The 22187-nt window shown below is 39.3% G+C and carries 21 protein-coding genes and 2 pseudogenes; 4 read left to right on the top strand and 19 right to left on the bottom strand.

The genetic code is table 11. The features are described 5' to 3' along the window. Positions 1-26 precede the first annotated feature (26 nt). From AC1TO6_RS17780 to nadE, 17 genes and pseudogenes are all read right to left on the bottom strand, one after another. On the bottom strand, positions 27-1085 hold the full coding sequence (locus tag AC1TO6_RS17780; RefSeq protein ID WP_482102959.1) for an NAD(P)/FAD-dependent oxidoreductase: 1059 nt from the start codon (positions 1083-1085) through the stop codon (positions 27-29). Positions 1086-1105: 20 nt separating this feature from the next. After that, positions 1106-2086: an ABC transporter substrate-binding protein gene (locus AC1TO6_RS17775; protein ID WP_482102958.1), complete on the bottom strand. Its 981-nt coding sequence runs from the start codon at positions 2084-2086 to the stop codon at positions 1106-1108. A gap of 96 nt (positions 2087-2182) precedes the next feature. Continuing rightward, positions 2183-3166 carry an iron-hydroxamate ABC transporter substrate-binding protein gene (locus AC1TO6_RS17770; RefSeq protein WP_482102957.1) on the bottom strand — a complete coding sequence of 328 codons (984 nt, stop codon included), beginning with the start codon at positions 3164-3166 and terminating at the stop codon, positions 2183-2185. Between the two features lie 84 nt (positions 3167-3250). Continuing rightward, complete coding sequence (locus AC1TO6_RS17765) at positions 3251-4288, bottom strand: FecCD family ABC transporter permease (protein ID WP_482102956.1); 1038 nt, start codon at positions 4286-4288, stop codon at positions 3251-3253. Then, a complete protein-coding gene (locus AC1TO6_RS17760; RefSeq protein ID WP_482102955.1) occupies positions 4285-5340 on the bottom strand; it encodes a FecCD family ABC transporter permease in 1056 nt (351 codons plus the stop codon). Before AC1TO6_RS17760 ends, AC1TO6_RS17765 begins: the two co-directional genes overlap by 4 nt. Positions 5341-5394: 54 nt before the next feature. Further along, positions 5395-6189, bottom strand: coding sequence for an ABC transporter ATP-binding protein (locus AC1TO6_RS17755; protein WP_482102954.1), 795 nt, complete (start codon positions 6187-6189; stop codon positions 5395-5397). Positions 6190-6715: 526 nt separating this feature from the next. Continuing rightward, positions 6716-7438: a cytochrome c biogenesis CcdA family protein gene (locus tag AC1TO6_RS17750; protein WP_482102953.1), complete on the bottom strand. Its 723-nt coding sequence runs from the start codon at positions 7436-7438 to the stop codon at positions 6716-6718. 13 nt (positions 7439-7451) lie between these two features. Next, positions 7452-8567 (bottom strand): tRNA 2-thiouridine(34) synthase MnmA, encoded by a 1116-nt coding sequence (mnmA, locus tag AC1TO6_RS17745; RefSeq protein WP_482102952.1) that lies wholly within the window; start codon positions 8565-8567, stop codon positions 7452-7454. A gap of 355 nt (positions 8568-8922) precedes the next feature. Beyond that, on the bottom strand, positions 8923-9696 hold the full coding sequence (locus AC1TO6_RS17740; RefSeq protein ID WP_482102967.1) for an MBL fold metallo-hydrolase: 774 nt from the start codon (positions 9694-9696) through the stop codon (positions 8923-8925). Positions 9697-9898: 202 nt separating this feature from the next. After that, a pseudogene (locus AC1TO6_RS17735) lies at positions 9899-10378 on the bottom strand (Hsp33 family molecular chaperone HslO); the annotation flags it as partial. Between the two features lie 23 nt (positions 10379-10401). Beyond that, complete coding sequence (locus AC1TO6_RS17730) at positions 10402-10620, bottom strand: DUF896 domain-containing protein (protein WP_342537627.1); 219 nt, start codon at positions 10618-10620, stop codon at positions 10402-10404. A gap of 29 nt (positions 10621-10649) precedes the next feature. After that, positions 10650-11192 (bottom strand): cysteine hydrolase family protein, encoded by a 543-nt coding sequence (locus AC1TO6_RS17725; RefSeq protein WP_482102951.1) that lies wholly within the window; start codon positions 11190-11192, stop codon positions 10650-10652. Positions 11193-11252: 60 nt separating this feature from the next. After that, positions 11253-12716, bottom strand: a pseudogene (locus AC1TO6_RS17720) (nicotinate phosphoribosyltransferase). 60 nt (positions 12717-12776) lie between these two features. Then, entirely contained in the window at positions 12777-13355 is a 579-nt protein-coding gene (locus tag AC1TO6_RS17715; protein WP_482102950.1) for an HD domain-containing protein, read from the bottom strand. Positions 13356-13394: 39 nt separating this feature from the next. After that, positions 13395-14240, bottom strand: a complete 846-nt coding sequence (locus AC1TO6_RS17710) for an SIR2 family NAD-dependent protein deacylase (RefSeq protein WP_482102949.1) — start codon at positions 14238-14240, stop codon at positions 13395-13397. Positions 14241-14325: 85 nt separating this feature from the next. Next, positions 14326-15201: an SIR2 family NAD-dependent protein deacylase gene (locus AC1TO6_RS17705; protein ID WP_482102948.1), complete on the bottom strand. Its 876-nt coding sequence runs from the start codon at positions 15199-15201 to the stop codon at positions 14326-14328. Positions 15202-15485: 284 nt separating this feature from the next. Next, positions 15486-16304: an ammonia-dependent NAD(+) synthetase gene (gene nadE, locus AC1TO6_RS17700; protein WP_482102947.1), complete on the bottom strand. Its 819-nt coding sequence runs from the start codon at positions 16302-16304 to the stop codon at positions 15486-15488. Positions 16305-17038: 734 nt separating this feature from the next. Here nadE and AC1TO6_RS17695 point away from each other — a divergent pair. Continuing rightward, entirely contained in the window at positions 17039-17230 is a 192-nt protein-coding gene (locus AC1TO6_RS17695; RefSeq protein WP_482102946.1) for a winged helix-turn-helix transcriptional regulator, read from the top strand. A 407-nt stretch (positions 17231-17637) separates the two neighbouring features. Here AC1TO6_RS17695 and AC1TO6_RS17690 read toward each other — a convergent pair whose 3' ends face one another. Together AC1TO6_RS17690 and AC1TO6_RS17685 are read right to left on the bottom strand one after the other, a co-directional pair. Further along, positions 17638-18513 carry an SIR2 family NAD-dependent protein deacylase gene (locus tag AC1TO6_RS17690; protein ID WP_482102945.1) on the bottom strand — a complete coding sequence of 292 codons (876 nt, stop codon included), beginning with the start codon at positions 18511-18513 and terminating at the stop codon, positions 17638-17640. 200 nt (positions 18514-18713) lie between these two features. Next, entirely contained in the window at positions 18714-19619 is a 906-nt protein-coding gene (locus tag AC1TO6_RS17685) for an SIR2 family NAD-dependent protein deacylase (RefSeq protein ID WP_482102944.1), read from the bottom strand. A 209-nt stretch (positions 19620-19828) separates the two neighbouring features. Between AC1TO6_RS17685 and AC1TO6_RS17680 the strand changes: the two genes are divergently transcribed. From AC1TO6_RS17680 to AC1TO6_RS17670, 3 genes are all read left to right on the top strand, one after another. Further along, positions 19829-20164 (top strand): winged helix-turn-helix transcriptional regulator, encoded by a 336-nt coding sequence (locus AC1TO6_RS17680; protein ID WP_482102943.1) that lies wholly within the window; start codon positions 19829-19831, stop codon positions 20162-20164. Positions 20165-20512: 348 nt separating this feature from the next. Continuing rightward, positions 20513-20965, top strand: coding sequence for a MarR family winged helix-turn-helix transcriptional regulator (locus AC1TO6_RS17675; RefSeq protein ID WP_482102942.1), 453 nt, complete (start codon positions 20513-20515; stop codon positions 20963-20965). Positions 20966-21005: 40 nt separating this feature from the next. Further along, positions 21006-22187 (top strand): MFS transporter, encoded by a 1182-nt coding sequence (locus AC1TO6_RS17670; RefSeq protein ID WP_482102941.1) that lies wholly within the window; start codon positions 21006-21008, stop codon positions 22185-22187.

Here is a 22187-nt window from a genome sequence, read left to right as displayed (position 1 = left end):
ACGTCAATTAGTGGATGCACGATTAGTCAGTTTTTCACCGTATACAAATGTTTCACCAATTCACGGTTTTTAGCTTTAAAGATGTCATTATGCGAAGAGACCATTCCTTGTCTGTAAGCATCTGGCATAATATATTGCTTCGCTTTATTCACTGCATTTGCCGCGTCTTGAAACGCCCCTGCAATTAGATGAAGCTTTCCTTCGTGATTCAATATATCTCCCGCTGCATACAGTCCTGAGACTGATGTTTCGCTCATAGGATTACCTGCAATACTGTATTCATCTGCCATTTCAATAGTCAATCCACTCGATGAGGTCAACTCTTTATCACGATCATAGCCATGATTAATAATCACTTCATCAACAGACAACTGAATCTTATTGCCATCTTCCCCACTAACTAACTCCACCTTCTCAATGGTTTCGTGATCACTTGCTGCTATGAGTTTTTGGATCGAAGTATTCAATAAGCACTCGACAGAACTATTAAATAGCCGCGATACTTCTGCCTCATGCCCTTTCAACATGTCTTTACGGTAAGTTAAATAGACTTTTTTCGCAATCGGTTCCAATTCATTTGCCCAGTCAACAGCCGCATTGCCGCCTCCCGATATCAATACGGTTTTCCCTTTAAAACGTGCAAGAGATTTTACCGTATAGTGCAAATTTGAAACCTCAAAACGTTCAGCACCTTCAATTTCCAATTTTGTTGGTTTCAAGATTCCCCCACCAACAGCTAAAATGACTGTTTTAGATAAATGCTTTTGGTTCGTAGATGTCTGAATAACAAAGTTGCCTTTGTCATCTTTGTTAATCGACGTCACTTTTTCACCTAATACTAGCTCCGGCTCAAAAGTCAGTCCTTGCTGAACGACTTGTTCAATTAGACGTTCACCTGAAACAGGTGTAAGCCCCCCTATATCCCAAATCATTTTCTCCGGATAGACCTGCACTTTTCCACCTAAGTATGGTTGGAATTCGATGATTTTTGTTTTCATTTCCCTTAAACCACTGTAAAAAGCAGAAAAAAGTCCTGCTGGGCCACCGCCAATAATTGTTACATCATACAGCTGTTCTGAATTCATCATAAAAGCCCCTTTTATAGTTAGTCATTATTACTTTGTTCAACAAGCATGTCTACAAACAAGTCAATTTGCTCATAAATTGCAATCGGATCATACCTGTAATACGTATCAAAATCATTGTAAAACACCTGATTATTCTTCATTGCGTCCAATCCTTGCCAAATCGAAGAGTCCTTCAAGTTATTTAAAGCCTCTCCTTTTTTCTCAGGATCATAAGTCGTCAAAAACATATAGTCTGCAGCGTACTCGGGTAATACTTCCATTGACAGCTGAAGTGTTTGTTCTTCATTTTTATTTTTATGTGGCATGTTAAGTTCTAACGCATTATATAAGGCTTGTCCCCCGCGTCCTGCATTGTCTCCAAAGATCCATAATTCACCTTTATCCGTTAATTCATAAATACCGAATGTTGCATCCGCGTCAATGATTGTGGAAAGTTTTTCTCTTCCCTCTTTTGCTTTCTGATCAAATTTTGTGATGAAGTTCTCTGCTTCCTCATGATTACCCGTAATATCTCCAAATAATTTGATCGTTTCTTGAATATTAGTTGCCGTTCCATATGGAATATGAATTGTTGGTGCAATTTCAGAAAGTTGTTCGTAATTTTCATCATACATAACAACAATTAAATCCGGTTCCAGCTCCAACACTTTTTCAACATTTACCGGCTGACCAATCTCGACAGCATCCTTTAGTAAATCCTTGATGAATGGATTGTCGAATGCGGTTGGCTCTACACCTACTACATTCCCTCCGACAGAAAGCAATTCTCCGCCATAAAAGTCAGTCACAATTCGCAATGGTTTTTCAGGGATTTCAATCGGTCCTTTAACTGTGTCAAACGTCCGGTTGTCCACGATTTGTTGCTCTGCATCTGTTTCTTTTATTTTCTTCTCTGTCGATTTATCTTGTTCGGCACTTCCAGAGGAGCATGCACCCAGTATCAAAATGAGGCACAGTGATAATGTGATTCTCATGATCTCATTTAATTGCTGAAGCATTTCTCACATCCCCCTTTATTGATAACGATTTTCATTCTCAATGATAAATTAAAAAAATTATTCAACTAGATGATCATATTCTCCTCTAAACGAATTTTATTTAGTAAGCGATTCCACAACGCCATCAATAATTTGAGTGTTAGCGATTGGTCCTGAGTATAACCAGCTAGTCTCAGCGTCATATTCATAAATATGGTCATTTTTCACCGCGGGAATGTTTTTCCATACAGGATCCTGTAACATTTCTGCGCCATTTCCTTTATCACTATTGATCAAGAAGATATGATCTGCATCTAATTCAGCTAATCGTTCCAAGGAAATCTCCGACCAATTTCCTGTAGCGCTGCTTGAAATTTCTTTGACTACATTTGGAGTTGAAAGTCCAAGATCACCGTATAAAACAGCTCCACTGGATACATTATCGCTAACTATAAAGAATGTATTATTAACGAGCCAAATGGCAGCAGCTGATTCCTCACCAATTGAGTCCTGTATGATTTCTTTTGAATCTGTTGCTTTTTTTTCATATTCTTCTAATACCTGTTTTGCCTCATCCGTCTTCTCGAAAATCTCGCCTACTTTTAATAGTTTATCGCGCCAATCACTGTTATTCTCTACTTCAAGCACATATGTAGGCGCAATTTTTGAATACTGCTCGTATTTCCCCCCTTCCACAGCTTCCGCAGAACTCATAACGAGTAAATCCGGTGAAAAGCTGGTCACGACTTCAAATGGAAGGTCATGCGGGATCGTCGGTACGTCTTTTAAATAATCTTGCAAATAATTTTGAATCGATGCGCCGTCATTCACTGTCCACTGCGCAAGAGGCGTTATTCCGAGTGCTACTAAATTATCTTCTAAATAGGATGCAATAATACGCTCAGGTTTCGCAGGAATCGTCACTTCATGCCCCATTGCATCTGTTAGTATACGTTCCGTTGAAAGTTCTTCAGTTATCTGTTCTGTTTCGTTATCTTTGGTTTTTACACCATTTTCACTAGTATTGCCACACCCTGCCAAAGACAGTGATAGTACTAAAAAACTAGACATGATTACAGTTCTTTTTTTATTAGTTAACATCGATTCATTCTCCTATTATTCGTTTTTTGTCAAAGAGGGAACAAGAACTTCATAATTTTTTTTACAGATGATGGCTCAGTTATATCAATCTTTCAAGCGCGATAGGAGGTAAAGGAAGTACGGCGCCCCAATCACAGCGACGACTATCCCAGCTGGAATTTCTGATGGCTGCAGTATAAAGCGACCAAGCGTATCCGCAACAAGGACTAACAGGCCCCCAGTCAATGCTGCAGCTGGGATTAAATATTGATGTCTAGATCCAACTAGTTGACGGGCCAAGTGAGGACCAATCAGCCCTACAAAACCGATACCACCACTAACTGACACGCTAGCTCCCGCTAAGCCGACTGCTGCAGCAAGTAATATACGCCGCTCCTTCTCAATCGATGCACCTAAGCCAGTAGCTGTTAAGTCCCCTAAATTCAGCACGTTCAATACACGTGCTTTCATAAATACAAATGGAATTAAAACGAGGATCCATGGCAACAAAGCTAATACAAACTTCCAATTCGACCCCCAAATACTGCCCGCCAACCAAGTTGCAACAAATTGATAATTCTCTGGATCTAAACGTAATGTTAAAACAATCATTACCGAACTAATACCGGCTGCAACTGCCACACCCGTGAGCAGTAACCCCATAGGTGAAATTCCCTCATGTCGTTTATAGGCTAACGAATAAATAATCACTGCTGTTATGCCTGCACCTAAAAATGCTAAAACAGGTAGTATAAAGACAGGTGTTACAGTAGTTGTTGGATAAAAAGATATAAATAACATGACAGCTAGGCCTGCACCTGCGTTGATTCCTAAGATGCCTGGATCGGCCAAAGCATTGCGCGATATCCCTTGTAACACACAGCCCGATACCGCCAGCCCCATCCCTACCAATACCGCAATAACTATACGGGGTAATCGAAACTCAAATAGAATTAGGTGTTGTTTATCCGTTCCGAATCCAAACAGCGTGCGAATCACTTCAAGCGGTGTCAATCTTATAAATCCCGTATTCATGCTAATCATGAACGCAACAACAATGAGCAATCCAAGAACACCGATGATTGTCAGATTTTTAGTATTGGCCCTTTGTTGATTACTCGCCTTATTAATCTTTTCTTTCATAGTTCTTTTCCTCCTTTTCTTGCAAGATACAGGAAGAATGGTACTCCAATTAAAGCAATCAATGCGCCAATTGGGGTTTCATATGGAGGATTAATCATTCGTGCTCCGAGATCCGCTAAAACAACTAAAAGACCACCAAGCACAATGGAACAAGGAATAATCCAACGATAATCATGACCAACTAGAAAACGAGTAAGATGAGGAACGATTAAACCAACAAAACCAACGGCTCCTACTACAGAAACAGCAATTCCAGCTAGGATAAGTACGATAATCATCCCAGCAAGTTTAATGGTCTTTGTTCGTTGACCTAGCCCAATCGCCACTTCTTCTCCAAGACTTAAGAGTGTGATTGAACGTGAAAGAATCAGTGCACCGATCATCGCAACGATAATCCATGGGGACATGATTTGAAGATGAACCCATTTCGTACCCGATACACCGCCAGCATACCAAAAGGCTAAATCTTGCCCAATACGAAAATAAAGTGCAACGCCTTCGCTAAGTGCTCCAAACAATGCACTTACTGCCGCTCCAGCAAGGACAAGTCGCATCGGAGTCAACCCGCCTCGTGACATCGAACCGACTCCATACACGATTCCAACTCCTACACCAGCACCTAAAAAGGAAAACATGATTAAGTACAGATATGAAAGGCCGGGTGCAAAAGCAAAACAGAGTGCGAGTATAAATGCAGCACCGGCATTCAGGCCCAAAAGACCGGAATCCGCTAGTGGATTTCGAGTCATCCCCTGCATTAGTGCACCAGCTACAGCAAAACATGATCCAACGATTGCTGCACCAAGAACGCGCGGCAGACGTATTTCTCGTATAATTTGATGCTGTGTTAGATCAGGGTTAAATTGAAACACAGCCGTCCAAACAGTCGCTAACTTAATGTCTGCAGCTCCAAATGAAATAGAAAGGCCAATCGCAATTAGTAATGCAACAATACCTCCGCACAAAACAACTACCGCCACAACGGGATGTGAGTGTTTCTTGATTTCTATTAATTTTTCTATCTCGGCAGTAGCCTCCGCTGAAGTAGACATACATTTCCTCCCCACAACAAACTTCCAAACGGTTTACCTTATTGAGAAAAAAGGCTACCGCTCCTTCTGACACAATTGATACGATAGACAAATTGGATTTTCACTAAATGGACAAGTTGTAATCCTAGCGTCTATGTTAAATACTAGCTGTAAATTAGAGCAAGTCATCACTTCTTCTGGTGTCCCCTCTTTCATCAATGTGCCATCTTTCATGGCAATCAGATAATCAGAAAAACGGGATGCATGGTTCAAATCGTGAAGCACCATGACAATCGTCCGACCTTCCTCCTTATTAAGTCGCTGTAAGAGAAGTAGAATATCCAGTTGATGTGCTAAATCTAAATATGTAGTTGGCTCGTCGAGAATTAAAATTTCAGTGTCCTGCGCAAGCGCCATCGCAATCCACACGCGTTGTCTTTGTCCACCTGATAATGCTTCAACAGGTCGATCCTTAAACTCATTTAACCCGGTTACTTCAATTGCCCAATAAATATACTCATAATCTTCTTTTTTTAATGAACCGAATCCATTTTGGTGAGGGAAACGGCCGTAGGAAACCAATTCAAATACAGTAAGCCCACCTGGTGCATTCGCCGATTGAGGCAAAATCGCCATCTTCTTAGCAACTTCTCTCGTTTCTAACTGATGGATTGCACGTCCGTCAAGGTAGACAGCCCCGCTTTTCGTTTTCATTATCCGTGAAATGGTTTTCAGTAAAGTAGATTTACCACATCCATTCGGACCAATGATTGTCGTAATCTTTTTTTCAGGAATAGACACACTTAAATCATCAATTATAAGAGCGTTCGAGTAACCTATCGCAACCTGGTCTACAATAAATGCTGACATTCTCTAAACTCCCTTCCCTCAAAACAATCGACTCAACCCCAGTACTTCCCTTGTCTATTTTTACTTTCCTTTCTAAACTGTACTCACTCTTTTAATTGATAACGATTATCAATATCAATTACATATTAGATAATTTTTTGTTAATTGTCAACAATCTTTGGAAGTTAGCCTGAATTCGGCCTTTTTATATAGAACACAAAAAGTTGATACCACCGAACGGAAGCCACTAAAAATAGGACATCCTCGCCATTACGGCAAGAATATCCTTATTAATATGTAGCATGGAGATGAAGGGAGCCGAAATCGCGTTCGGTGGCTCAAACACGTAAGCACTGGGGCTTGGGGATGTCACCCGCCATTATAGAATCGAATAAGGATTGATCATAATATACGCATCCCCTAGCGCCGCAGCGGTTTAATGGAATTCTTTATTTCAACATATATAGAATATGGACTCAACCTTAAAATTAATTAATACTTCATTCACTAAACACTCTTTAATTAACACACTTCCATATCCCAAAAATCAAAAACCCTGGAAATCTCCGAATATTGGTTGAAATAATGAATTGATAAGTGTAAGTTTATCAAAAAACAGAATAATCCCCATACCTATCATAATTCCTCCGCCGATTTTCATTACAGGGCCACTGTATTTTTTTATCCAAGTAAATTTAGTAATGAAAAATGCCATTAAAAGAAAAGGAATACTAAAACCTAACACATAAGCTGCCATATACCATAGCCCCTGTGATGGATTTGCACCTACAAGTGCTAATGTAGCCGCTAAAATTGGACCCATACAAGGAGTCCAACCTACTGCAAAAGCTAATCCAATTACTACTGAACCTAAATAACCAGCTGGTTTATTTTGAATATGCAGTTTATGTTCCTTCATCAAAAATTTCGGTTGGAGTAACCCAATCGTAATCAATCCAAAGAGCACCATTAAAATAGCACCAATTTGTCGAATTACATCTCCATATTGAAAATACCACGTCTCTAAGAGAGTTGCACTTCCTGCTGTTCCAAAACCAAAGACTAAATAAATGATTGAAAATCCAACTAGGAAGAAAATTGTATGCAAAATTGCTTTGCGCTGTCCTTTTAATTTACCCATTTGTATTTCTGCAACACTCATTCCCGTAATATACGATAAAAATGCAGGATAAAGTGGAAATACACAAGGCGATATAAAAGTTAATGCACCTGCACTGAATGCAAGTAAAATGGAAATGTCCGCCATCAACGATCCCTCCATTTTATCCTACATACGTTAATTGTTTGTCGTCACGATACACTTGGTTAATGGTTCCTCCACCGAGGCATTCTTCTCCTTGATAGAAGACAACTGCTTGTCCAGGCGTTATGGCACGAATCGGTTCGTGGAAAATGACTTTAACTTTGGATTCATCCAGCCGTTCTACCGTTACTTTATTGTCCGATTGGCGATAGCGGAATTTTGCAGTACATTCAAATGTATCAGGTATAGCTCCCTTTGAAATCCAGCTGACATTGTCAGTAATGATGCTATCAGAATATAGCATTTCATGGTGGAAGCCTTGTCCTACATACAGTACATTTCTTTCCATATCCTTTCCAATTACAAACCAAGGATCGCCGTTTCCTCCGATACCCAATCCATGCCTCTGTCCGATTGTATAGTACATTAATCCATCATGATGTCCGACAACTTTGCCTTCGAATGTTTCCATATTCCCCTTTTGGGCAGGCAAATACCCACTTAAGAACTCTTTGAAATTTCGTTCACCAATAAAGCAAATGCCTGTGCTATCTTTTTTGGATGCGGTTACCAAATGAGCTTTAGCAGCTAATTCCCTTACTTTTGGTTTTTCCATATCACCTATCGGGAATAACACCTTACTTAACTGCTTTTCTGTTAATTGATTAAGGAAATAAGTCTGATCCTTATTTTCATCCTTCCCTCTCAACATGTGAACTTTTCCATTTTCTCTGACCACACGTGCATAATGTCCTGTAGCGACATAATCGGCTCCAAGGCTCATGGCATGATCTAAAAATGCCTTGAACTTGATTTCTTTATTGCAGATCACATCGGGATTTGGCGTTCTTCCCGTCTTATATTCTTCTAAGAAATAGGTGAAAACCTTGTCCCAATACTGCTTTTCAAAATTCACGGCATAATAGGGGATATCCAGTTGATTGCAGACGCGGATAACATCCTCGTAGTCTTCTGTAGCCGTACAAACACCAAATTCGTCTGTATCGTCCCAGTTCTTCATGAACATCCCGATTACGTCATAGCCTTGCTCTTTTAGAAGCAGCGCAGCAACAGAAGAATCGACTCCGCCTGACATTCCTACTACGACACGTGTGTCTTTTGGTGCTTTCTCCATTTGTTTTCCTCCTATCTTTTTATAAAAACTTTCTATCATCAATCGTAATTTCTGCTGCTAGTGGAGGAAAAGAATTAAACTATCAATTATCATTCCTTTTGATTTCGGAAGAAAACAATAGTCAATTCTAATAGTACATAGAATTGAATTAGTTGGAGCGCCGTATGCAGTGAAAGCCGCACGTCGGTGTGAACAGGGAGCGATAACTTCAAACTCTTACCTATCTGTATGAAAAAGGGATTTGCACAATACAATTTTACTACAAAATAGTTTTATTAAGAATAATACAAGAGACCCTTCAAGGGTCTCTTGCTATACAAACTAAAATTCACCACACGTTTTTTCAATTTCCACCTTAAAATGAGTAAGATTCTCCATCGTCTGGAACTAATACATTAGACTTGATTCCTTTTTCGTTGATAAAGTTCTTTAATTCTTCTCTGGACAATCCCCAATGGTTAACTGCTTCCATGTGGCTAACAATGATGTCGGCTTCAGGAGCAGCTTTGTATACTTCATATATATCTTCTTTCCCCATAATAAGAGGGCCAACAGGGCCATCTTCAACAAATTGGTTTTCGCCACCGTTTAGCATAATAACTTCTGGTTTGTAGGTATCGATAATCTCTTGTACTTTTTCATACCAGACGGTATCACCAGCTAAATACAATGTTTTTTCATCCGTGTGTTGGAAGACAATCCCCATAACATTTCCCATGAGCTTTGACGTTTCTCCATGTCCGTGACGACCATCAACTTCAGTAAGTTCAACTCCATTAAAGTCTATACCTACTTCTTCTTCCATGACTTCAATATTCGTGAATCCTAATTCTTTGGCTAATTCAGCATCCTCTTCATCTTGTATAAACATCTTAATGTCTTTAGGCAGCTGTTCTTTTGCTGCTTGGTCAAAGTGATCCTCATGTGTATGAGTAATGATGACAGCATCTACACCATCAAGAATCTCATCAACGGACATTGGTAATTCAACGATTGGATTTCGATCATCTCTTTCGGCAGGAAGGAAAGGATCAAATTCGCCTTTTTTGGAAAACATCGGATCAATCAAGAACTTTTGCCCACCGTATTCTACAGTTAATGTAGCATTTCGGATTTGTTGGATATTCATTTCCTGTTCTTGTTTTTGAGAAGTATTTTGCTCATCTACTGGTTGGCTCTCCTGAGGGCTACCGCAAGCAGCTAATAATGCGCTCATCAGAAGCGCTGTCATTGAAAGCATAAATGTCTTTTTAAATTTCTTCATATTAATAAAACCCCATTTCTTAAATTTAATAATTATTTTTCATTTAAATACACAACATAATGAAACGAATTGTCTCTTCTTCTGTGTTCGGCAACGGCTGAATAATAAAACCACCGGCAGCTTGAATCGTAAAGTCCGGATTTACTAGTACACATACAGCAACAGAGGGGGACTTGTTCTGAATGCAGTAGGTAAGAGGTGAAATCCTCACTGTTTTCACCCGATACAATGGGAACCTAGCAAAACAGCCCTGCATGTACATGGGAGATGAAACATAACCTCTCACTTCCCCCCTCGGCAATTGCATCAACCAGGATGGTCCCAATTAATCCGCCGCCATTCATTTTATGGACAGTTTTTCTTCTTCCTTTAGCGTGGAGCCAAGTATGACTTCTGCTGTTATAGGACGTCCCGGAACCACAGAAGCGACTGGTAGCATGTAGTGGCGGCGTCTTGCTTCTTCTATTGTTTTTGTTGTAATAGCAGCATAGGCGCACACTTGTTTATTAGTAGCAATGGCTTTTACTAAATAGTCTTTCGCCTTGATGTCCCATTCTTTTCTATATACTTTTAATCTTTTGTTTTTAATTTACGAATTTTTTCAGGTGTTACATCATTTAAAAGCGAATCCACTATCTTCATTCCTGAGAAAGTATGGAGAACTTGCCCGCGTATAGCACCTAAATAATCTTCACGAAGCACTTGCTGCTCGGCTTTTTCTGCATTTGTTAACCCTTCTTCACGCTGCTTTTTCGCTAATTCATTAATTCGTGGTAACAAGTCCAACATGATTTTCACCGTCCTAATTGATTTTGTATTTATTCAATAATTTGAGTATGGAAGCAACGTTTCATATGGTTTACCATTGTTTCTCCCAGATCAGTAAATGTTGCTACCCCTCGTTTATGAATGACTGTTTTGAATCCTTCTGCGTCTGCTCCTGCAACTGTTAAAAAGTCACAAATATCCGTCGTTACCCCAACAGTATGGACCTTTTCTACTCCTAAACTTCTTAACGTTTCAGCCAAATTTGTTTGAAAGAATGCATTATAGTTCGTTTTAGGCGTATAAAGTAAACTTTCATTATCTTTATTGTTTTGAAACCAATCATATAAATCTCCGTACAATTGTTGCCCTTCTGTACCTACAATATTATGTGGTGGCCATAATTCAAAATGCGGGTCATTTGGTTGGTGTGCATCCATTGATACGACAACTACATTTCCCTCTTCTAAAAAACTTGTTGCCAAATTCTTAATATAGGGCACTATTTCTTGTGCTGGCTTACCAACAGTTAATGTTCCATTATCAGCTACAAAATCATTACTCATATCAACAATTAGTAAAGCTTCTTTTGCCATTTTAATTCAACTCCCAAAAGTGATTTTTTGAAATTACAATCCTTCTAGATGTTTTCCCTCTTAAACAGGTACAGCTTTTCGGTTATGTTTTTTTGCTTGCTCTATGTTTTTCATTTTGTTGTCCCAACAAGCCCGACTTAAATCTACAGGATATTCCGCTGGATTTAATGAACGTTTGTATTCGTCCCATAAAAGATTTAGTTGTTGCCCAGCATACAATTGAATCTGGTGAATTGACGGACATTCATACACAAGCGTGCCATTGTCGAAAATATCTTCGTGCAAGTCTTTTGCCGTAAAATTGGTGACGAAATTTCCAATGTACGTATGCACAGGATGGAACATGTGAAGTTTTGCTTCTTTTTCTGGTTATTCGTTGGCTAAGGCGATATAATCTCCCTCTGATTTTTTCGTAAGATTATTGATAATACGGTATACCTTTTTTAATCCTGGTGTTGTGACTTTTTCAGGGCTTGCAGAAATTTTAATCGTGTCACTCATCTGTCCGTTGTCATCTTCAATGGAGACCAGTTTGTACACAGCGCCTAAAGCCGGTTGATCGAAGGCTGTAATAGCTTTGGTACCAACTCCCCACGCATCGATTTTCGCTCCTTGTGCGTGTAAGCTCATAATGGTATATTCATCAAGATCATTCGAAGCATAAATTTTGGTGTTAACAAATCCTGCTTGATCTAATAACTTTCTTGCTTCTTTGGAAAGGTAAGCCAAATCTCCACTATCTAAGCGAATGCCTACAAAATTTATATTGTCGCCTAGTTCTTTGGCGACTTGGATTGCTGTAGGAACTCCTGATTTTAGCGTGTCATAGGTATCCACTAAGAAGACACAATCTTTGTGACTTTTCGCATATTTATGGAAAGCCGTGTATTCATCTTGATACGCTTGGACAAAGGAATGGGCATGTGTTCCTGAAACAGGAAGACCAAATCGTTTTCCTGCTCGAACATTGCTTGTGCTAGAGAACCCACCAATGTAAGCAGCTCTTGTCCCCCATAATGCGGCATCGAATTCATGTGCGCGTCTTGTACCAAACTCTGAGACGGGTTGGTCACCTGCGACTTGTTTAATCCGAGAAGCTTTGGTTGCGATGAGTGTTTGATAGTTCACAATATTTAACAATGCCGTCTCGATGAGTTGCGCTTCAACTAATGGTGCTTCGATACGAAGAATGGGTTCGTTGCCAAATACAACTTCCCCTTCTTTCATGGCACGAACAGCTCCTGTAAATCGTACCGTTCGCAAAAAGTCAACATAGTCTTCTCGATAACCAAGTTCTGTTAAATACTCCAAATCGCTTTCAGAAAAATGAAACGTTTGGAGGTATCCAATGATTCGTTCCAATCCAGCAAAAATCGCATACCCATTTCCAAACGGCAATTTCCGAAAATACAATTCGAATACAGCTTTTTTCGTATGAATATTGTCCTCCCAATAAGCTTCTGCCATATTGATTTGGTACAAGTCCGTGTGTAAGGCGAAGCTATCATCTATATACTTGTTCATATCACTTACCTCCTAAGCTAACAAAATGCGCTCGGACTTGCTTACGATAAATAGACTTTTCTATGCATTAGTTTCATTACTTTTCTGTAAGAGATCTTTTGCAAAGTCAACAAGTTGACGTGCTTCTTCGGTCCGAAGAAAATTCACATCCAAACCATCAGGACCCAGACGGAAGCGATCCAGTGCGTCAGCATCCTTGAAAATCTGATACAGAAGCACAGCCCGTTCACTTAATTCGGATGACTTTGCAATCTCTGACAAACCAAGCGAATCATCCTGGTCATGGTAATAGGTAATGTAGTAGGTTTGCGCATCGTAGGACAAACCGTGCTCACGGCAATACTCTTTGTAATACGCTGCCGCACGACTACCATGTCCTTTATCAATCCCATCATCGAGGCGTCGAGAGTCATGGAAAACAGCCGCCATACCCAGCGCGTCCTTTTCCTCCTCACTCAAACCTTTTTGATGGCCGATTAGGAGCGCCAAAAGCAGCACCCGAGCGCTATGTGCTTTCGTATGCCATTCACTATCCGGCAGCCAAAACTCTACATTTTTCTCCATGAATGTATACCATCGTTCATATGGCTTTTTGATTGGTTGGCAGACAGGATTATCAAAAATAGTTGACAGAAACATCTTTCATTCCCCCTCTCTTTTCTACTAAGGTAAATCAACTTATTTCATCTGAACTAATTGCTCTAACACATCCGCAATATCACCGTCGATACCAATGGATTTATCAGCAATGACATCTGGAATATAAAGCTCACTCCCCTTATTAAAGGTAATATAGGTAGTGTTTATCTCTGAGCTAGTTAAATTCATAAATGGGGCTTTAATCAATTGATTTCTTGCACCTACGCCTAATTCCAGTAAGACTATTTTTTTGCCATGAGCATTATCGATAAAATCCTGATAAGCCTGAAAGCTGGCTTGCCATGCTTCACCTCTTAGAAAATTGCGATCGACTTCTACATGGACTTGCATTGGGCCACCACATTCTAGACATTTAGGAATAAGGCTTGAAGGAACTTTTCCGTTTTCTTGGTTTCGGGCCATTTCACTCAATATTTCATCGCCTTGGTAAATTCGATGATGGCAACCATGAGAACATTGCAAATACCGACTATTGCCCTCTATTTCGAAAAGGCGTTCCTTCTGAAATCCTGCATCTGTAAAATGAGAATCTGTATTAGAGGTAACCACAAAATAATTTTTATCCTTCACCAGTTCATAAAGGTGCTTCATAACAGGACTAGCTTCTTTGTTGTTTAAAAAGTAGGCGTACATACGGCTGGAAAATGCCCACTTTTCTTCCTCGGAAGGAAAGCGATAGAAACATCCCTGTAGGATACTGCGAAAACCGTATTTTTCACGAAAGTCTCCAAAATGTTTCAGAAAGAACGAATCCTCTGCAAAAATATTATAACCTCCCGAAATGGCGAGGCCGTTACTTGCGCCAATTAGAACACTGTCAGCATTCTTGATTTTGCTTAAAACGTCTTGATAGTTCTCTTCCATATGATCCTCCATTTATATAAAATTTTGATGAATCTATTTTACTTAATAAATTCGTGTAATGCGTAGTCGAATTGCTCCGTACTTATCAAATAGCCGAATCTCTTTTTTCCTTCCCGTTCAAAGCATCTTGTAATACCAGGGCAATATCTTCTTTAATGGCAAGTCCTTTTTCACTTAACTCTCTAGGAACGACCGCATCTTTAGGGTTTATTGTAATGTAGTAGGCATCCGGAAAACTATAAGTCATATTCCAAAACGGCTCTTTAATAAACATTGGTGTCATTGTTCCAACGCCTAATTCAAGAAAGAGAACTTTTTTATCTTTGTTTTTTATAAGAAACTCATTGTATTTTCTTAATTCACTTTGGTAAGTGCTTCCTTCCAAAAATACATAAGAGCGCACCCATGGTTCCATTTCCTGCCCGCATTTTGGACATACTGGAATTAACTCTGTCGGAATTCTGGTTCCCTCTATGTTTGCATACATGTTCTCAACTTGCTCTTTATTAAAATAAATTTGATCATGGCAACGGGAGCCACATTGAAAATAACGCAAATCGCCTTGAATTGGGGAAATTTTCTCTTCAGGGAAAGCCTTAGGAAACTGTGCGTCTTGATTCGTTGTAACAATGAAATAGTCTTTGTCTTGAAGTAGTTGCAATAAATCAAGATAAGGGCGACCAGCTTCGGCATCATGTAATAATTTGATTTCAGTCGCAAGAAAAGCCCACCGTTCTTCACTTGTAGGATAACGGAAATGATAGCCCATAAAAAGGCTTTCAATCCCATATTTATCTGCAAATCCTCCAAAATGCTTCAGGAAATTTTCATCAGCACGATAAAAACTAGTGTGTCCAATAGCCTCAGACATTCCAGCAGCGCCACCTACCACAATTGCCTCAGCTTCTTGGATTTTGTTTAGTAATGTGTCTATGCTGTCTTGGTATTGTTGTGCTAACATATTTTATTTCTCCTCCTAGTTGTATTTACTTATAGTTGAATAATCATCACTTATATAGCACCCCTACATAAACAAATTTTGCATCTAGAGGTGTATATTTTTACATCTAAACCCTCTTTTACTTGGGTTCCAATGTATTATACAGCTGGTATACACCCGAAAACAAGTATGCACTTTTTCGACCTATACTATCGATTATGATAGTGAGGATGTTACTAACAGCCGACCGCTTGTGCAAGAAATGACCCTCTCCCATACGGAGCGGCCTCCCTTCAAACACCTGCTTACTTCCACCAAGTATCCAACGGAGTTACGGGCAACATCCGTTTATGCTTTGTTACTTCAAATCGGTTTTCAATATTCGCCTTAACACTAGCTTCCACTTTGTCGCCCAATAAATACTGATCAAGAACATTGTATTCAATACCTAGTTCCGTCTCATCCGCTTGCTGAGGTTTGTGATCGAGCAAGTCTGCAGTTGGAGTCTTAAGGCAAAGTTGTTCGGGAGCATGAAACTCCTTCAAGAGTTCCCGCCCTTGACCTTTTGTGAGGCCGGTCAAAGGAAGGATGTCGGCTCCCCCGTCGCCGAATTTCGTGAAGAACCCAGTTACCGCCTCGGCAGCATGATCTGCGCCGATGACCAGACATTGCCGCTCCCCGGCAATCGCATATTGTGCAACCATACGCATTCTGGCTTTAGCATTCCCCTTGTGATAATCAGACATAACTTTACCGGTCGCATTCGTATAGACATTGACAAAAGCTTCGATGGGATCCTTAATGTTAAAGACAAAGGTTTGGTCGGGCTTGATAAACGCCAGAGCCGCTTCTGCATCTTCTTCATCTTTTTGCGTTTCATAAGGGAGGCGAACTGCATAAAATTTGGCTTCATAACCTTCTGCCCTCAGTTCTTCAGCCGTCAATTGGGACAGCTTTCCGGCAAGTGTCGAGTCTTGACCTCCGCTAATACCTAAGACAAAACCTTTTGCTCCTACTTTTAAACAGTATGCTTTGAGAAAGTCGATCCGGTTGCGAATCTCCTTTTTGGCGTTGATCTCTGGTTTTACATCCAAAGCTTGGATGATTTCCATTTGTTTGCTCATTGGAAATCCCCCCCTTTCATTGGTACAAATGGTTGTTTCTCATGTATGCATAACAACTTTCAGGAAGTAAGTAGCGTGGTTCGCTCTCTTCTTGAAGTAGTTGAAGTAAATCAAGATAGGTCCGGTCAGCTATGGTCTCATATACAACCTTGATTAAAGTAGCACTATAAGCCCAACGTTCTTCTCTTGTTGAAAAACGGTAATAGAAGCCATAAAAATACGCTCAATATTATATCTTTCAGCAAATTCTCCAAAGCACTTCAGAAAGGTTTCATCAGTCCGATACCAGTTATAGTCAGCAGCACCACTTATCACAATCGCATCAGCTTCTTCGATTTTCTGAAGTACTACTTCTATTTGGTCTTACTAGTTGATAAAACACACTTAATTTTTCCTTCCGTCAATAAGTCTAGAAAATCCGAGCAAGATATCCCTCACAAATACCGATTGTAAAATCGGGAGGCGGAATAAATTTTCATGTTTTGAAACGTGCTTTACTTGAACCTAAATACATTATATAGTCGGTATAACCACATAAACAAGTATGCACTTTTTAGACGCATACTATCTATTAGGATAGTACCTATTTTTGAAAACACACAAAGTTAATGTCGCTGACAACCAAAAGCCATTTTTCCGGATAAAACCTCACCATCATCGGCGGTATATGGAAACTGCTAATCATTTTTCATTTAACAAAAAATGGTACGGTGCGCTACAATGACATTTAGCGCATGAATTGTAAGATATCCTATAAAACACTTAGTTCCGCATTAAAGGAAATGCAGAATGACGGCTTAGTTCATCGTGAGGAGTATCCTCAAATCCCCCCAAAGGTCAACTATAGCCTTACTGAAAAGGGACAAACTCTCTGGCCTATTATTCAGGAAATCTGTCAATGGGGAGAGTATAAGAAAAAACACTGAGATCAACGGATATTTAACATAGATAGCTGGAACATCACTAGCCAAAAAGAAAAAAATGGTTCCAATCATCGGTATTTGATGATCGGAACCGTTATTACTTGGATTATTTCCACTTATTATTTTTAAATCGAAGACATTTTGAATGGCACTTTCGAGTACTGCTTGGCATTTATCTTTCGCTTTCTTGCCGCACCAGTTATGCCATCGATTCCGAAGGAACTATGATTAAGTGGTGCCGTTGTCGGTTACTTGCTCACTGCGACTGCAATTGTTATTTCCTTTGGATTTGATTTTGCTTAAAACGTCTTGATACTTCTCTTCCATATGAACCTTAATTACTTCTAAAATTTAGACGAATCTGTTTTGCTTAATGAAGTCACGTAATGAGAAGCCAGTTTACCGGGTACTTATCCAATATCCGAATCTCCATTTTTCTTCCCGTACAAAGCATCTTGTAATACCAGGGCAATATCTTCTTTAATGGCAAGTCCTTTTTCACTTAACTCTCTAGGAACGACCGCATCTTTAGGGTTTATTGTAATGTAGTAGGCATCCGGAAAACTATAAGTCATATTCCAAAACGGCTCTTTAATAAACATTGGTGTCATTGTTCCAACGCCTAATTCAAGAAAGAGAACTTTTTTATCTTTGTTTTCGATAAGATACTCATTGTATTTTCTTAATTCACTTTGGTAAGAGCTTCCTTCCAGAAATACATAAGAGCGCACCCATGGTTCCATTTCCTCCCCGCATTTTGGACATACTGGAATTAACTCTGTCGGAATTCTGGTTCCCTCTATGTTTGCATACATGTTCTCAACTTGCTCTTTATTAAAATAAACCTGATCATGGCAACGGGATCCACATTGAAAATAACGCATATCCCCTTGAATTGGGGAAACTTTATCATCAGCGAAAGTCTTGGAGAACTGTGCGTCTTGATTCGTTGTAACAATGAAATAGTTTTTGCCTTGAAGTAGTTGCAATAAATTAAGATAAGGGCCACCGGATTCGGTATCATATACAAACTTGATATCAGTAGCTAGAAAAGCCCAGCGTTCTTCTCTTGACGGAAAAGGGTAATAAAAACCATCAAAGATATTTTTAATACCATATTTATCTGCAAATTCCCCGAAATATTTTAGAAAGTTTTCATCGGTCTGATAAGCGCTGTATCCACCAGCCTCAGACATCCCAGCAGCGCCACCTATCACAATCGCCTCTGCTTCTTCAATTTTTTGTAGTAATGTGTTTATGTTGTCTTGATATTGTGGTGATAACATATTTTATTTCTCCTCCTAGTGATATTCTCTCATTTATATAGCAACCTCATTAAATGTGCCTAGCGTGTACGCTAGATTTTTTCCGACCCCACTCGAACAAATTCGTAACTTCACCAAATCAAATGAGTTACAGGCAATTCAGTTACTCTTTGTTACTTCGATTCGTTTTTTATATTCAAAGCTTGAATGATTTCCATTTGTTACTCATCAGAAATTCCCACTTTGGGTATAACAGCCTTCTCCTTGACTTCTTTTGCTTTCATATCCAAGGCATCTTGCAACGCACGTGCAATGTCTTCGTTAATTGCGAGTCCTTTTTCCTCAATCTCTCTAGGAACAATCGCATCTTTAGGATTAATGGCAATGTAGTGTGCATGCGGCAAACTGTAAGTCATCTCCCAAAATGGCTCTTTAATAAACATTGGTGTCATCGTTCCTACGCCTAATTCCAGGAATAGAACCTTTTTATATTTGTTTTTCATGATATATGCTTGGTATTTACTTAATTCGCCTCTAAAAAAGCTTCCTTCTAGGAACACACGGGATCGAACCCATGGCTCCATATCCTGCCCACACTTCGGACATTTTGGTATCAAATCCGTAGGAATTCTAGTTCCCTCTATGTTTGCGTACATTTTCTCTATTTGCTCTTGATTTGGATAAACCTGATCATGACAAGGGCCGCCGCATTGAAAATAGCGCCAATCTCCTTGAATCGGAGAAACTTTCTCGTCAGGGAAAACCTTGGAAAACTGTGTATCCTGATTTGTAGTAACAATGAAATAATCTTTTTCTTGAAGTAGTTGAAGTAAATCAAGATAGGTCTGGCCGGCTTTGGTCTCGTATACAAACTTGATTAAAGTAGCAATATAAGCCCAGCGTTCTTCTCTCGTTGAAAAACGATAATAGAAGCCATAAAAAATACTATCGATATTGTATCTTTCCGCAAATTCCCCAAAGTACTTCAGAAAGATTTCATCAGTTCGATACCAGTTGTATCCAGCAGCAGCAGACATGCCAGCAGCACCACCAACAACAATCGCATCAGCTTCTTCGATTTTCTGAAGTAATGTTTCTATATGGTCTTGATATAGTTGATCAAACATACTTAATTTTCCCTCCTATCACTATGTCTAGAAAATATTCAAGCAATATATCCCCCTCACAAATACCGATTGTAAAATCGAGAGGCGGAAACTATTTTCATGTTTTGAAACGTGCTTTACTTGAATCTAAATATATTATATAGTCGGTATAGATACACAAACAAGTATGCACTTTTTAGACGCATACTATCTAGGAGGATAGTGTTATTATGAAAACATCCAAAGTGAATGTCGCTGACAACCAAGAGCCATTTTTTGGCTACACCCTCTCCATCATCAGTGGCAAATGGAAACTGCTAATTATTTACCATTTATCAAAAAATGGTACAGTGCGCTACAATGAACTTCAGCGCATGTTAGGGAAGATAACCTATAAAACACTTAGTTCCGCATTAAAGGAAATGCAGAGTGATGGCTTAGTTCATCGTGAGGAGTATCCTCAAATCCCCCCAAAGGTCGAATATAGCCTTACTGAAAAGGGACAAACTCTCTGGCCTCTTATCCAGGAAATGTGCCAATGGGGAGAGCATAATAAAGAACACTAAAGTGAGATAACCGGATATTTAGCATAGATGGTTGGAATATCACTAGCCAGAAAGAAAAAATGGTTCCAATCATCGGTATCTGATGATTGGAACCATTTTTATTTGGGTTATTTCCACTTGCTAATTTTTAACCGATGACATTTTGATTGGCACTTTCAAGTAGTGCTTGGCATTTATCTCTCGCTTTTGGTGCATAACAAGACCTTCTTATATTTTTCATATAACCAATTGAACCATCTAGACGTTCTTTGTGAAATGTAAAAGTTATTGACAAAAAATGTGTTAGCATATAATATACATTTTGTCAGTTAAGTTCAGTTTACTTAACCGAAGTAAAAGGAGGATACTATGCTTGCAAATTATCAAATAATGTTCAAAGAACTGACTGTCGTTTTTAGTGACTATTATTTAAATTATCAATTATACAATAAAAACGCGCAAAAGTTCAATGCTTACAATTTAACAACACAGCAAGATACGATTTTATTTTTTGTGAAGGACAATCCACGTATCACAGCAAATGAAATCGCCAAGAAATTCGCGATTTCTAAAAGTGCTGTGAGCCAAGTATTATCGAAGCTCGAAGCACAAAATTTCATAAAACGTGAGGCCAATCCAACTAATCATCGCGAGTTTTTCATCGTATTAGCAAAGGAAGGTCTCGCTTATCAGGCATTAAGCGAAGATGCAGATAAAGAATTTATGAGGAAGCACTTCGCTGACATCGATTTAGAACAATTGCAAAATGTATTACAAACAATGAAGAAAGTGAATGCATCCATTTCATCCTCCAACAAATAGGACCGTGAATTGTTTGACAATTAAGTAGGGGAAATCAATTATGAATCGAAAAGAGAAAGTGTCTATTGCACTTGCATTATCTAGTTTATTTATTGCTTTTGTGGGGATGGGACTTGCCGCACCAGTTATGCCATCGATTGCGAAGGACTTAAGATTAAGTGGTGCCGTTGTCGGTTACTTGTTCGCTGCGATGGCCTTTGCACAGTTTCTGGCTTCCCCTTTTACAGGTGTATGGGTCGATTCAATCGGCCGTAAAAAAATGATGGTCATCGGTCTTTTGTTATTTTCATTTTCAGAGGCACTGTTTGGTTTTTCAAATGAAACGTGGCTATTATTTGTAAGCCGTCTACTTGGCGGTGTAGGTGCCGCCTTCATTATGCCAGCTGTTGTTACGTATATTGCCGATAAAACGACGCTAGCAAATCGTGCAAAAGCGTTAGGCTACCAATCGGCTGCGATTAGTTTAGGATTTATAATTGGACCAGGAATTGGCGGATTTATTGCAGAGTTTGGGATACGCGCACCGTTCTTCTTTGCTGCTGCCATTTCATTGATTACTGCCATTGTTATTTCCCTTGTATTAGACGATTCGATTTCAACAGAGCAACTACAAAAAAATCGTGCATCCGCTGTACGACCAGCGTTTATTCAGGAGTTTAAAAAATCTTTTCAGCCGCAGTACTTCACACCGCTACTGATCGTGTTCGTACTAGCGTTTGGACTGGCCGTTTATGAAATGATGTTTAGCTTATTCGTCGATGAAAAGTTTGGATTTACGGTCCGTGATATTTCGATCATTATTACGGTCGGCTCAATCGCTGGGGTTGTTTCTCAAATTTTATTCTTTGATAAGCTGGTCAATGTAATTGGTGAACGAATGCTGATTAATTTAACCTTACTATCTTCTGCTATTTTTATCTTTATTACGATTTTAATAGACGGTTACTGGACGATGATTGTCATTACGAGCATTGTATTTTTCTCTGGTGATATTTTACGCCCTGCTGTGACATCCTTTTTATCAAAAATTGCTGGGGAAAACCAGGGGTATATTGCGGGTATGAACTCTGCTTACACTAGCTTAGGTATCATAATAGGACCGATTATTGGCGGTATTTTATTTGATATCAACATCGATATGCCTTATGTATTTGCCGCAGTTGTGCTTGTCATTGCGTTTGTTATTTCAAGTACAAAATTAAAGAAGCCTCAACTCAATTAA

The sequence above is a fragment of the Sporosarcina sp. Y352 genome (assembly GCF_056786535.1).
Note: the sequence above shows the minus strand (reverse complement) of the source record. Positions and strands in the feature narration are given on the sequence as shown.